The sequence below is a fragment of the Thermoleptolyngbya sp. PKUAC-SCTB121 genome (assembly GCF_016919485.1).
In the GTDB taxonomy this organism is placed as follows: Bacteria; Cyanobacteriota; Cyanobacteriia; order Elainellales; family Elainellaceae; genus Thermoleptolyngbya; species Thermoleptolyngbya sichuanensis.
On the sequence record NZ_CP070366.1, the window covers coordinates 608,999 to 622,478 of the forward strand.

At 58.3% G+C, this 13,480-nt stretch carries 8 protein-coding genes; 4 read left to right on the forward strand and 4 right to left on the reverse strand.

What is annotated here, in order from left to right:
* Positions 1 to 88 precede the first annotated feature (88 nt).
* On the forward strand, positions 89 to 1,426 hold the full coding sequence (locus JTM80_RS02515; RefSeq protein WP_172354018.1) for an OB-fold nucleic acid binding domain-containing protein: 1,338 nt from the start codon (positions 89 to 91) through the stop codon (positions 1,424 to 1,426).
* A 17-nt stretch (positions 1,427 to 1,443) separates the two neighbouring features.
* Here the strand turns inward: JTM80_RS02515 and JTM80_RS02520 are convergent, their stop codons facing one another.
* Complete coding sequence (locus JTM80_RS02520; protein WP_205370523.1) at positions 1,444 to 2,745, reverse strand: dihydroorotase; 1,302 nt, start codon at positions 2,743 to 2,745, stop codon at positions 1,444 to 1,446.
* 7 nt (positions 2,746 to 2,752) lie between these two features.
* A complete protein-coding gene (locus JTM80_RS02525; RefSeq protein ID WP_255548862.1) occupies positions 2,753 to 4,099 on the reverse strand; it encodes a histidine phosphatase family protein in 1,347 nt (448 codons plus the stop codon).
* Positions 4,100 to 4,670: 571 nt separating this feature from the next.
* On the opposite strand from JTM80_RS02525, the gene JTM80_RS02530 reads away from it, so the two are divergent.
* Positions 4,671 to 6,248 carry a CPBP family intramembrane glutamic endopeptidase gene (locus tag JTM80_RS02530; RefSeq protein WP_205370525.1) on the forward strand — a complete coding sequence of 526 codons (1,578 nt, stop codon included), beginning with the start codon at positions 4,671 to 4,673 and terminating at the stop codon, positions 6,246 to 6,248.
* 77 nt (positions 6,249 to 6,325) lie between these two features.
* Here JTM80_RS02530 and JTM80_RS02535 read toward each other — a convergent pair whose 3' ends face one another.
* A complete protein-coding gene (locus JTM80_RS02535; RefSeq protein ID WP_390820011.1) occupies positions 6,326 to 8,311 on the reverse strand; it encodes a transglycosylase domain-containing protein in 1,986 nt (661 codons plus the stop codon).
* Positions 8,312 to 8,915: 604 nt separating this feature from the next.
* On the opposite strand from JTM80_RS02535, the gene tyrS reads away from it, so the two are divergent.
* A complete protein-coding gene (gene tyrS / locus JTM80_RS02540; protein ID WP_172354021.1) occupies positions 8,916 to 10,139 on the forward strand; it encodes a tyrosine--tRNA ligase in 1,224 nt (407 codons plus the stop codon).
* A 156-nt stretch (positions 10,140 to 10,295) separates the two neighbouring features.
* Here tyrS and JTM80_RS02545 read toward each other — a convergent pair whose 3' ends face one another.
* On the reverse strand, positions 10,296 to 10,919 hold the full coding sequence (locus tag JTM80_RS02545) for a hypothetical protein (RefSeq protein ID WP_172354022.1): 624 nt from the start codon (positions 10,917 to 10,919) through the stop codon (positions 10,296 to 10,298).
* Between the two features lie 777 nt (positions 10,920 to 11,696).
* Between JTM80_RS02545 and JTM80_RS02550 the strand changes: the two genes are divergently transcribed.
* On the forward strand, positions 11,697 to 13,424 hold the full coding sequence (locus JTM80_RS02550; RefSeq protein WP_225906916.1) for an ABC transporter substrate-binding protein: 1,728 nt from the start codon (positions 11,697 to 11,699) through the stop codon (positions 13,422 to 13,424).
* Positions 13,425 to 13,480: the final 56 nt, after the last annotated feature.

Below are 13,480 nucleotides of genomic sequence, written 5' to 3' on the forward strand. Positions count from 1 at the left end.
TGGATTTTTAAGTTGGGTTTCACGGTAGGTTTCACCGCAGGTTTTACGGTAGGTTTCACAGACGGAAGGGGAAGGGGCGATCGCCAAAATGGTTAAAATTATCAGCCGCAAGTCATTAGGCACCCAATGGGTTTACGATATCGGTGTTGAGCGCGATCACAATTTTGTGCTGGAAAACAGTCTGATTGCCTCCAATTGTTTTAATAAATCCCACTCTACAGCCTACGGCTACGTCACGTTTCAAACGGCGTACCTAAAAGCCAATTACCCCGTGGAATATATGGCGGCGCTGCTGACGGCCAACAGCGACGACCAGGACAAAGTGCAGAAATATATTTCCTCCTGCACGATGATGGGCATCACCGTGGAGCCGCCAGACATCAACCGATCGGGCGTGGATTTTACGCCGCTGGAGCGCAGCATTTTGTTCGGGCTGTCGGCGGTGCGAAACGTGGGTGCAGGCGCGATCGAGAATATTTTGCAGGCGCGAGAGGCCGATGGCCCCTTCAAGTCTCTGGGCGATCTGTGTAGCCGCATCGACCCGCGCACGGTGAACCGGCGAGCGCTGGAGGCACTGATCCAGTGTGGAGCAATGGACTGCATCGAGACGAATCGGCGGCAGTTGATGAATGATCTGGATTTGGTGCTGGAGTGGGCGCAGTCGCGGGCGAAGGATCGGGCAATTGGGCAGGGGAACCTGTTTGATATGCTGGGCAGCATCAGCGAAGCGCCGGGGAGCTTCGAGTCTGCGCCTAAGGCTCCCGCCGTAGAGGACTTTCCGCAGCAGGAGCGGCTAAAGCTGGAAAAGGAACTGCTGGGCTTCTATGTGTCGGATCATCCCCTGAAAAATATTCGAGAAGCCGCCAGAATCCTAGCGCCGATTAACCTGAGTAGCCTGGAAGAGCAGCCGGAGGGCAGCAGCATTAGCGCGATCGCCATGCTGACGGGGGTCAAGCCCGTGGTAACCAAGAAGGGCGATCGCATGGCCATCATCCAGCTTGAAGACCTGACGGGGCACTCCGAAGCCGTCGTCTTTCCGCGCACCTATGAGCGCATCGGCAGTCTCATCGTGCAGGAGGCGCGGCTGATGATCTGGGGCAAGGTGGACAAGCGCGACGAGCGCAGCCAACTGATTGTCGAGGATGCCGAACCCGTGGAGGACGTGCAGTTGGTGATGGTAGAGCTAGACGCACAGATTGCAGGCGACATTGTGCAGCAAAACACCCTGCGCGAGGTCATTCTCAAAAACCGGGGCGACGAAGACCAGTGCAAAACGCCCGTCGTGGCGATCGTTGCTGGGGCGCATCGTCGGGAGCTGGTGCGTCTGGGCAATCAGTTCCGCGTGCAGGATTATCAGGCCGCTGTAACCGCGCTGAACCGAGCCGGATTCCGCGCCCGATCGACCGCGTTGACCAGTGCTTCTTGAGAAACGAACGCACTTGGTCAGAAGAAAACCTTTACCACTTGTCCCTGAATCTCTTGGCCCAGCCAGGGCGTATTGGCAGAGCAGGAATGAAGCGTTTGGTGGGTGACTTTCCACAGCGGGCGCGGGTCGAAGAGCGTCAGGGGGGTAGGCGTGTCAGGGGCGCTTTGCGAATCGATCCCGATGGGAATTGCCCTCAACTCCTCTCCCAGACACCGCAGCGGATTTGTACTCAGCGCCTGCCACAGCGTCAGTGCGGGCAACTGTCCTGGCTCCACCAACTGCTGCCAGAGCAAGGGCAGCGCCAGTTCCAGCCCAATCGCCCCCGGCGGCGCTTCGGCAAAGGGGACGGTTTTTTCTTCGTAAGTATAGGGGCTGTGGTCAATGGCGATCGCCTCGATGATCCCATCGCGCACTGCCTGGATCAGCGCCGCCTGATCTGCGGGTGTGCCCAGGGGGGGTTCCAGCCGCAGATGGGGGTCGTAGCCGCCCACGGACTGGGTATTCAGCAGCAGGTGATGCCAGGTGGTGCTGGCGGTAATCGGTAAACCACTGGCCTTGGCCTGGGCAATTAGCTCCACGCTGCGAGCCGTGGAGACGCGCATCAGGTGAACAGGTGTGCCGATCTGGGCGACGCATTCTAGCAGGGCCGCGAGGGGAGCAGTTTCGGCGATCGCAGGCGCACCGGGTAGCCCAAACCGAATCGCGTCTGGGCCGTCGCGCATCACGCCGTTGCCCCGCAAGGTTTCGTCGCAGCACCAGAGGGCAATCGGCCGGTGCAGCGCCTGGGCATATTCGAGCGATCGCCGCAAAAGTTCCCACTGGCGGATGGGTCGCCCGTCGGCAAAGCCCGCAATGTCCGTTTGCGCCAGTTCGCCCAGTTCTGCCATCTGCTCACCTTTGGCATCCAGCGTCAGAGCAGCCCAGGGTTGCAGGCGAGGCAGTCCGGCTGGCGTGTGCTGCCCTATCCACTCTACGTCAGCAGGCGTGGCAATCGCCGGATCGGTGTCGGGCAGCAGCAGCACCCGCCCAAAGCCGCCCGCCCGCGCCGCCCGGTGCAGCGAGGCCAGCGTTTCCCGCGATTCGTAACCCGGTTCCCCAGAATGGCTGTAGAGATCCACCAGCGCCGGCCCCAGCACCAGCCCCGAAGCATCCGTCTCTGTCACGTCAGCGCTGGGCGGCTCCACATCGTCGGCAATTCCCCGAGGGATTGCTTCGCGAATCACCCGCACGCTGTCCGACTCGATCCACACATCCACCACCCGATCCGTTTCTGCCACGGGATCGAGCAGCCTGACCTGGCGGAACAGTTCACTCGCCATAGCCCCTCTACAGCGCTCCAGCGGCCGTCTTGTCTAGCACGCCGCTGCCCAAGTGGGTGGTAATGTTGAGCGATTGCAGCATGGGGCGGTTTTCCGGGCCGCGGGGATAGTCGATCACCGTGACTGCGCCGTTGCCCTGCTTAAACACCCAGAACTTTTCCGGGCCCCAGCCCATCAGGCCACTGAGGATGGCTTTGTTGACCGCATCGTGGGCAACCACGAGGACTGTCAGGGGGCGATTCTCATAGGGATCGCTTTGCGAATCGCCCGTTGAACTGGCCACGATCTCGTTCCAGGCGGCGATCGCCCGCTCCCACACCTGCTGCAAGTTCTCTCCGGCGGGCATCTGCACCGTTTCCGGGGTCACCTTCCAGGCGGCCAGTTCATCGGCATAGACCTCTTGAATTTCCTCCTCCAGCTTGCCTTCCCACAGTCCGTGGCTGATTTCCTTGAGGCGATCGTCTGTCTCCAAGGAAACATCGGGATGAAATTGCAGAATCAGTTCCGCTGTTTCCTTGGGGCGCAGCATGGGGCTAGTGATGGCGCGATCGATGGGGATATCTTTCAAAAAGAAAGCAGCTTTTTCGCCCTGGATGCGCCCATTTTCATTCAGCGGCACGTCAATTTGACCCTGAAAGCGCTTTTCGCGGTTCCAATCTGTCTCGCCGTGGCGCACCAGCAGCATTCGCGGGCCGCGATGGTTGCCGCGCACGTCCGGCAGGGGCTTGCCCAGGTGATCCACTAGATTCACCGATTCCAACTGCACGGGTTTGCCAAAACCGCCTGCAAAGTTCAGCACGCTGATGGCGCAGTTGGCTTGATTCAGCGCGTGATAGTCCGCCGGCCCCAGCCCGACAGCCGTGCCAATTAGCGCCCGGTTGATGCCGCTATGGGCGACCAGCAAAATTGTCTCCCCCGCGTGCTGCGGCAGCGTGTCGCGCCAAAACTGCTCTGCCTGACGGTACAAATCCACCACCGGGAAAAATTCCTGCTCCCCTTCTGGGGTCGTCAGTCGCATCTTCAGCTTTTCTGGTTCCTGTTGCCAGTGGCAATAGGACTCTGGAAACCGCTCCTTCACCTCGTCAAAGAGCAGCCCTTCCCACTCCACCATGTTGATTTCCTTGAGGTCGTCCCGCAGTTGCAGGGCTGGTGGGTTCTCAAGCTGGGCAGTGAGAATTTCGGCTGTTTCCCGCGCCCGCTGGAGCGGACTGGCGTAGATCGCGGCAAAGGGCAGCCCGCGCAATGCCAGCCCCGTCAGCCGGGCCGCCTCCCGCCCTTCGTCCGTCAGCGTAGACTCGTCAAAATGCCCCTGGATGCGGCGCAGGGTGTTGTAGGTGCTGATGCCGTGGCGCACCAGGATGACGCGAGTAGCCAGGGCCGTGTCCTCCGTGTATGAAAGGGGTGTACAGGGTGCAGAGGGTTGCTTTCAAATAGAAGCATTCTACCCCGTTCGTTCTCCGAATCTGGGGGGAATCTGGGACGAATTTGGGGAGAATCTGGGGGCTATCTGGGGAAAATCTGGGGGCTATCTAGGGAGAATCTGGGGGCTATCTGGGGGCGATCGCCCTGCATCACACCCCATCCTGCCACACTTGCCGCTGTCACTCGATAATCTGATGCTCTATCGAGCGGTGGAATTCACCCGGTCATCACTGCTGCAACGGGGGAACAGTGAGATAATGCCGGGGTAACCCTGTGCTATGGCTGAACGTTCGTCACTCAAAACGTTCGTCACTCAATCTGTCACTCAAAGCAGCAGGGTTTAGTCCCGTTGCCCGTGTTCTATTCCCAACCTCAAATCCCGCAGTAAATCCTCCCGTAAATTCCCCAGTAAATTTCCCAAGGTTCATCGTCTGTTAACCCGGCGCATAGCCCCAATCCCCCTTATTTCTTCTCTGAATCTCTAACCCCTCTCCCCAAAAGGCATGACCCTCAAACGACTGATTCTCAGCGTGTTGACGCTGTTTGTGGCAATTTTGGTCGGCGGTTCGCTCTGGAGTAGTTTTCAAGAGCCGCAAATTACGAACCGTTTGCAGCTTTATCAGACCAACTTGCTGCTGCACGCCACGGCAGCGACCGAGATCACGGGAGAGGTAGACGGGGCGGCCTTGCAAAAGGCGCTGCTGGGAGAGTCTCCGCTGAAAACAGCGCTGGAGCAGTATCAAGCTGTCCGGAAGGCGGCAGAGGCCGATCTGGCGAAGCTGGAAAAGCGTCTGGCGACGGTTGATCCGGCGGCGCTAGGAGACTCTGGCCCGCCGCCCGCTGCGTCCTCGCGCCCGATTCCGTCGCGCACGGTCGATTCGCAAGCGACCCGCCTGACCACCGCGCTCCAGCAGCAGCGATCGCTCCTTGATCAGTTGAACTTGAGCATTGGCATTTTGCAGGCTGAGCAGGGCGATCTGACCGCTGCCCAGCAAACCTGGGGGAAACTGGCCGAGAGCGCCGCAGCAGGCAGCCCCGCAGCGGACACCGCCAGAACCTTGACGGGTCTCTGGAACGAGCCGCCCCGAATTGTGCCCGATGCTGAAATGCAGCTTCAGAAAGGGCTAGAAGGCTGGTTTCGCTATACAGCGCTGGATCGACTCTATAGCTTGCAGCAGCGCACTGAGGCGCTGAACGCGCTGCGGGCAGACGAGGCCGCGATCGCCCAGGGAACCCTCCTGAAGCTGGCGCTGGTGGGGACGGTGCCCGTGCTGGGGGCGATCGCCGGAGCGGGGCTACTGGTTTTTCTGGTGGCGCAACGGCTGGCGCAGGGCAAACAGTCGATCCTGGCGCTGAATGGCGAGGTTCCCTGGGACGTACCCTGGGATTGGGAAATCATCTGGCAAGTGCTGATTGTCGGCTTTTTTATGGCAGGGCAGGTGGTTGCGCCGCTGATTGTCGGCGTGCTGAGTCCAGTCCTGGCTGCTTTTGGGCCACGGGCAAAGGCGGTCTATGCCTTCACCTATTACCTGCTGATGGCGGGGTCGGGGCTGGCGGTGCTGTACTGGTCGATCCGCAAGTGGATTCCCCTGCCCAAGGACTGGTTTCAATATCGCGGAGCCGATCGCTGGCCCCTGTGGGGGTTGGGCGGCTATCTGGTGGCGCTGCCGCTGATGATTGGCGTGTCGCTGGTGAACCAGCACATCTGGCAGGGGCAGGGCGGCAGCAATCCGCTTTTGCAAATTGTCCTGGAAGAGGGCGATGCGGTGTCGCTGGGGCTATTTTTGTTTACCGCTGCGGTCGCTGCGCCCATTTTTGAGGAGACGCTGTTTCGCGGGTTTCTGCTGCCGTCGCTGACGCGCTACGTGCCTGTGTGGGGGGCGATCGCCCTCAGCAGTCTGCTGTTTGCCGTGGCCCACCTCAGCCTGTCGGAAGTGATTCCGCTGACGACACTGGGAATGGTGCTGGGCGTGGTCTACACGCGATCGCGCAACCTGCTAGCTCCCATTCTGCTGCACAGCCTGTGGAACGCCATTACCATGATTGGGCTATTCGTGCTAGGGAGCGGAGCGCGGCTATAAAGTCAGCTAATCCTTTAGACTTTGCAGCACGACATCCCTCACACACAAGACCTCGCAGCACTACAAACCTCGAAACGCTATGGCCGAATAAACGCTGACGGTGGCTGGAAATTCTCCACAGGCACATCCTTCAGCGCCCGCAGCATAAAGTTTCGCCAAATCGGAGCGACATACCTCCCCCCCGTTGCGCCCTGTCCGACGGGGCTGTAGTTGTCGTTGCCCACCCACACAGCCACCGAAAGCTGAGGCACATAGCCCACAAACCAGATATCTCGTTCCGCAGAGGTCGTGCCCGTCTTGCCTGCCGCCGGGCGGCCAATATCTGCCCCCTGCGCCGTCCCGCGAGTAATCACGCCCTGCATGATGTCGTTCAGGGAGGCGACTGCCCAGGGATCTAGCACCAGTTGCGGGCGGGGAGTGTTGTCCAGCAGCACGCGCCCGGTGCTGTCCGTCACGCGAACGATAAAGGTCGTGTCCGACTGCCAGCCGCCGCTAGCAAAGGTGGCATAGGAACCCGCCATTTCCAGTGGGGTCAAATCCACCGACCCCAAGGGCAGCGACACAACCGGCTCGATGGGACTCTTGATGCCCAGGGTGCGGCAGACTTCGATGACGCGGTTAATCCCCACTTCTTGCCCCAGCTTCACAGCGGGGATATTGCGCGATTGCTCCAGCGCTGCCCGGAAGCTCATGGCTCCATAAAAGCCGCCGCCATAGTTCTGCGGGCGATAGGTGTCGTAGCCGTCAGGATAGCTGACGGGCGTATCCATGACGGTGGATTCTGGCGTGTATTTACCCGAAGCCAGCGCCGCGTAATAGACAAACGGCTTGAAGGCAGACCCCGGCTGGCGCAGCGCCTGAATAGCACGGTTAAACTGGCTGGTCTGATAATCCACGCCGCCGACCATTGCCTTCACGAAATGGGTGCGTGGATCTACCGCCACCAGCGCCATCTGGTCTGCCCGAACGCCCTGGCGACGCAGGCTGCGGTGTCCTTCCCGAACCACCTGTTCGGCCATATTTTGCATATTCAGGTCAATGGTGGTCTGCACTCGCATTCCACCCTTAAGTACGGCATCTCGACCAAACCGCGTCTGGAGTTCTTGCTCCACGGCTTCAGTGATGTAGGGCGATCGGCTAGTGGTGAAAGAGGTAATGTCGCCTAGGATAATTGGCTGCTGCTTGGCGGCGGCAGCTTCCTGGGGCGTAATCCACTTTAGCTCTAGCATCCGGTTCAGCACGATTGCCTGACGACGCTTGGCCAATTGGTAATCCACAAAGGGGCTATATTCTTCTGGAGCCTGGATTAGCCCAGCCATCATGGCAGCCTCTGCCAGGTTAAGCTGCGAAGCGGGCTTGCGGAAATAGCTCTGGGCGGCGGTCTGTGCGCCGTAGTTGTTGTGGCCCCAGTAGACCTGGTTCAGGTACATTTCCAGGATCTGGGGCTTGGTGAAGATTTGCTCTAGACGCAGGGCCAAGACGGCTTCGGCAATTTTGCGACTGAGCGATCGCTCTGGGGTAAGAAACAGGTTCTTAATCAACTGCATCGTCACCGTCGAGCCGCCTTCCACCGTGCGCCCTTCCTCTAGGTTGCTAAGCAGCGCCCGCCCCACGCTGGTGGGGTTAATACCGTGGTGCTGATAGAAATAGCTGTCTTCAATCGCCAGCACGGCCCGCTTCAGGTGCGGCGACACCTCATCCAAGTCCACCACTTCCCGATTGAACTCGTCGTGGATGCTGTCGAGCAGCACCCCCTTCACGTCATACACATAGCTCGTCTCAGCAGGGATATAGTTCCGCAGCACTCGAACATCGGGCAGGTTGCGGAAGCTAATCGCCAGCCCTACCAGCCCCCCCGCGATGACGGAACTGGTCAGCATTGTGGTGCCCAGCAGCGTTCCAGCCGTGACCTTGCCGACCGCCTGCACAAACTTGTAGATGGGGGCAAGATTACTGGTCTGAACATAGCTCTCAACCCGAGGCGCATCGGCAGCATTGGCAGCACGCACCTTGGCAGATGCTTTCTTCTGGGGCTTCTTTTGACGGGCGGTGTTTGACGACACGGCAGGAAAGGGTTGGGGATTCAGACAGAAAGGGTTACAGGACGGAGGGAAAGGGTGAAGTGGGGGTGCGTCACCGCAGGAAATAGACTCGACCTCACTGGCAAAACCAAAGGAATTTGTGAACTTTCAAGCTGAGCAGCAAAAATAGCGATGTGCAGGTGGTAAAGCGAGACGAGTCGTGAAAAAATGAGACTTTGGCTTTTGGAACAATTTGTGCTGAGGGATTCCCCACACACTACATCGAGATGGATCTGGATTCAGAGCATGAGCTAAATGAGCTAGAGAAAAGAAGTCGAGTAACTAACTAAGATAGCGGAGGATCTGCCGATTCGTCATGGCTTTTGTCATAGGTATTGTGACTCAGGTATTGTGACTCGCTAAAGCTGAGCTATATCGAACCGCCACTCTTTCTTATAACTTGAAGTACAGCCTTCAGTAAGTATGGCTGATGATTACATAATTTTCGAGTCTTGCGCGGTTTTCTAAAGATAGGGAGCAGATTTGCTCTACAGGGGGCATCAAAGGCTGCCCGATTGCGCCTATCGCGGTTTTTATAACTGTCAAATTGTTACTGTCAACTCATTCCTCCAGTACCGCTTATCCTATGACTGACTTATCGACTGATTCCTCTTTTCAATGGCTGTATCGGGGCATCAGCGAAATTTTTCCCGATCAGCGGGAGTCTCAGAATGCTGATGAGAACCTGGCGCGGCGGCTAGCGGAGAGCGATCGCCCCTTACGCATTAAGTTTGGCATCGACCCCACGGGCACGGACATTCACCTAGGGCACAGCACAGTCTATCGCAAGCTGCGGGCCTTTCAAGACGCAGGCCACACGGCGATTCTGCTAATCGGCGACTTTACTGCCCGCATCGGCGACCCCACCGGCAAGTCGGACGTTCGCAAGCAGTTGACGGAGGCAGAAGTGGCTCAAAACGCCCAGACCTACCTCGACCAACTCCGGCCGATTCTGGACTTTGACACGCCGGGGCGACTGGAGATCCGCTACAACTCCGAGTGGCTATCGAAGCTAGACCTGGCAAAGATTCTAGAACTGCTGGGCACGATGACCGTGGGGCAAATGCTGGCGAAGGAGGGCTTTGCCGAGCGCTATGAAAAAGAGACTCCGATTTATCTGCATGAGTTTCTCTATCCGCTGATGCAGGGCTACGACTCGGTGGCGCTGGAGGCGGATGTGGAACTGGGCGGCACGGATCAAAAATTTAACCTGGCGGTGGGGCGCGATTTGCAGCGGCACTTTGGGCAGCGGCCACAGTTTGGGCTGCTGATGCCGATCTTGCCGGGGACGGACGGTGTGCAGAAAATGTCCAAATCGCTCAATAACTACGTGGCGCTGCGGGAAGACCCGCTCTCGATGTATTCCAAGCTGGAGAAAATTCCCGACAGCGCCATCCTGCAATATTTTGAGCTACTCACCAGCCTACCGCTGGACTCGCTGCCAGAAAACCCGCGCGATCGCCAAAAGCTCCTGGCCCTCGAAGTGGTCAGCCAGTATCACGGCAAAGAGGCGGCTCTCGAAGCCCAGAAAGCTGCGCTGAATCTGGTGCAGGGCGATGCAACCAAGGCCGAAGCCGTGCCGGAGTTTTCCCTCGCAGAGATTCAGTTTCCTGCCAAGCTGGCCTATATCCTGGGAGCCAGCGGCCTGTGCAAGAGCAGCAGCGACGGACGGCGACAGATTCAAGGCGGCGCAGTGCGGCTAGATGGCGATCGCCTCGACAATCCTGACACCAGCTTCGACACGCCCGACGCGCTGACGGGCAAAGTCCTACAAGTAGGCAAAAACCGCTTTGCCCGACTCGTGCCCTAGTGCTGTGTCACAGCTAGAACTTAGGTTGGTAGTAAACGCTTTAGCGCTGAAGCGCGTACTACGAGCCAAGGCATCACCCCAAAACTAAACTATGACACTGCACTAGTTAGTAGCCTGATTGAGGCGAGTGAGTCACGCAAAACGGCTGATTCCTCTCTAGCGGCTACTGTTGGGCAGCAGCGGCCGCACCACCATAAACCCAGCCCCAAAGGCCGTGATGATAATTGCCAGCACGGTGAACCAGAGCCAGAGTCCGCTGAGGTCGCGGGGGCTGCTTTCCGACGGGTCGCCAAGGGGCAGGCTACCGGGCTGCTCTGTAAACCGGAGGCTGTCTGCGAGGGCGTGGGCCTCGGAGATGGCAGGCTGAGACGGCGGGGCTTTGGGTTTGGAGGAGGTAGGCGATTTCTTGGAAGGCGGTTGAGAGACAGGCGGGGCAACGGGGCGGATCTGCTGGGCGATCGCCGCTGCGTCTTCCTGGTCGGCGCGAGTGGGCGCAACCCATGCTGGTTGAGACAAGCCCGCAATCTGCTGAAGATTTAGCACCGACGCACTTAGGCGCTCAATTTCCTGGCGAAACTGCTGATTTTGACGAGCAAGCTGCTGGTTCTGCTGATGCAGCGAGTCCAGCATGGCTTTGCTAGCCTGAAGCTCTGCCGACAGCTCGCGATAGACCGACATGGGCACCGTCGGCGCGTAGCCCGCAGCGGGCGCGGCAGGGGAATTGGGCAGGGCGGACCCAGGGTTCCGCAGCGAAGGATCTGGGTTGGATTGGGGTTTCATGCGTCGGATCTTGCGTAAAGGGATTGGGGTTATTTAGGGGTTGTCTAGAGTTTGTCTAAACGATTTTGTCTAAACGATCAGGACTGGACAGCAGTCGATCACGAGTCTTACTAAGGGTATGGGCAATTTTCAAAAAAGGCTCATTCAGTCCACTAAATTTTTTGTCGCAGGTCTGTTGCAGGTTTGTTGCTGGTTTGCTGCGGGTGCAAATGCGAGGGCGTGTTTTAGAACCCCTTGATCCCCCCTGGCCCCCTTGAAAAGGGGGGAACCGAGCCGAACCACTCCGGAAGTCCCCCTTAATAAGGGGGATTCAAGGGGGATCGACTCAAGGCAATCAACGACCTAGAAGGTTTTAAGACCCTGCCTAGCGTTCTTCCCAGCGTTTTGAGGACATCTTTGGGCGATCGCCCTTACTATACAACTAAAACATCCGCACTATCCACAGTCAATCAAAGGATCGAATAAATAATCGACTATCGAAACCATGCAGTTTTTTGTGAATAATCGACTATCGAAGCCACGCCGTTCCCTAGCCAGTGGCTTCAGTCCCTCCTCAGGTCACCCTGTCAGACCAGACCCTCCAGTTCGCTATGGTATGACTATTGCAGGCCGCTCCCGTATTCTTCCATGCGAATCATGATTTTCAGGCTTTTCTCACGACTCACAGTTCGGCGGCGCGGATGGCGCTCTGGGCGCACAGGCTTTCACCAGAGTCCTGTCTGGACGGTGGGCCCCAAGCTGCGCTGGGCAGTGCCGTCTCTGGGCGTGCTGCTGGTCATGGCGATCGCCCTCACAGGCTGCAACCCAAGCCGGTTCACCACTCAGGCGGCTCAGGTGCCGCGCATCGTGCTGGCAGAACTGAGCGACCCCAAAACGTTTAACCCCCCTATGAGCAATGAGGTCAACCCGTCGCTGGGGCTGATGTTTAGCGGGCTACTGTCGCAAAACGGGCAAACAGGTGAGCTAGAGCCGGAGCTAGCCGAGTCTTGGGAAATTTCTGACGATCAGCAGCGCATTACATTTACCCTGCGCGACGGATTGAAATGGTCTGATGGCGAACCGCTGACGGTGGATGATGTGCTGTTCAGCTTCAACGACATCTATTTCAATCCGAATATCCCCAGCAGCGAGAGCGACATTCTGCGCGTTGGGGTGGAAGGCAAGTTTCCGACGGTGACGAAAGTGGGCGATCGCCAAGTGGAATTTGCCTCACCGGAACCCTTCGCTCCGCTGCTCCGCTTTGCTGGAGGGGTGCCGATTCTGCCCAAACATGCCCTAGCGGATTACGTGTTCTCCACCGGATCTGACGGCAAGCCCCGGTTTCTCTCCGTTTGGGGCACCGACACCCCCCCTTCAGAAATCGTCTGCAATGGCCCCTATCGCCTTAGAAGCTATCAGCCCGCCGAGCGGATTACGCTGGAACGCAACCCCCACTACTGGCGCAAAGACGCGCAGGGCAACCCCCAGCCCTACATCGAGCAATACATCATGCAGATTGCAGGTTCGACCGACACGGCGCTAATCCAGTTTCGTTCTGGCGGGCTGGATGTGCTGGGGGTCACGCCGGACTATTTCGCTCTGCTGAAGCGCGAGGAAGAACGCGGCAACTTCACCATCTATAACGGCGGCCCGGCGTTGACGACGACGTTCCTGGCCTTCAACCTCAACCAGGGCAGCCGCAATGGCAGACCCCTGGTAGACCCCATCAAATCCCGCTGGTTCAACAGCGTGGAGTTTCGCCAGGCCGTCGCCTACGCGCTCGATCGCCAGCGCATGATCAACAACATTTACCAAGGTGTTGGCGTGCCCCAAGACTCGCCTATTAACAAGCAAAGCCCCTATCACTTATCGCCAGAGGAAGGCTTGCCCGTTTATGACTACAACCTCGACAAAGCAAAGGAACTGCTCCAGCAGGCGGGCTTTCGCACCAATGCCCAGGGGCGACTGACCGATGCCGACGGCAACCTGGTTCGGTTCACGCTGATTACCAATGCAGGCAACAAAATCCGCGAAAGCATGGGGGCCCAAATCAAGCAAGACTTGGACAAACTGGGCATGACGGTGGATTTTCAGCCGATTGCCTTCAACACGCTGGTCGGCAAGCTTTCCGACACGCTGGATTGGGAAGCGCATATTCTGGGCTTTTCGGGCGCGGGCGTGGAGCCAGACGGCAGCCGCAATGTGTGGTCAGTTGACGGGACGCTACACGCTTTTAATCAAGGGGCACTGCGTGGACAAGACCCCATCGAAGGGCGCGTCATCGCCGATTGGGAGCAGCGGATCAGTGACCTCTATATCGAAGGTAGCCAGCAGTTGGACGACGAAAAACGCAAAGCCATCTATGCCGAAACGCAGCGCCTTGCCCAGGAATACCTGCCGTTTATTCACTTGGTGAATGCGCTGTCGCTGTCGGCGGTGAGAAACACCGTAGACGGGGTAAAATTTTCTGCGCTGGGTGGTGCGCTCTGGAACATTTACGAGCTGCGAAAAATCAGCCCGGAGTAAGTGGAAGATTGAAAATTGAAGATCGAAGATTGAAGCTCGAAAACTGATATAGCTTA

What these genes read in the sequence shown, in the direction of transcription:
- JTM80_RS02515 (WP_172354018.1), top strand. Translation starts at nt 89, where the DNA reads ATGGTTAAAATTATCAGCCGCAAGTCATTAGGCACCCAATGGGTTTAC.
- JTM80_RS02520 (WP_205370523.1), bottom strand. Translation starts at nt 2,745, where the DNA reads ATGGCGAGTGAACTGTTCCGCCAGGTCAGGCTGCTCGATCCCGTGGCA.
- JTM80_RS02530 (WP_205370525.1), top strand. Translation starts at nt 4,671, where the DNA reads ATGACCCTCAAACGACTGATTCTCAGCGTGTTGACGCTGTTTGTGGCA.
- tyrS (WP_172354021.1), top strand. Translation starts at nt 8,916, where the DNA reads ATGACTGACTTATCGACTGATTCCTCTTTTCAATGGCTGTATCGGGGC.
- JTM80_RS02545 (WP_172354022.1), bottom strand. Translation starts at nt 10,919, where the DNA reads ATGAAACCCCAATCCAACCCAGATCCTTCGCTGCGGAACCCTGGGTCC.
- JTM80_RS02550 (WP_225906916.1), top strand. Translation starts at nt 11,697, where the DNA reads ATGGCGATCGCCCTCACAGGCTGCAACCCAAGCCGGTTCACCACTCAG.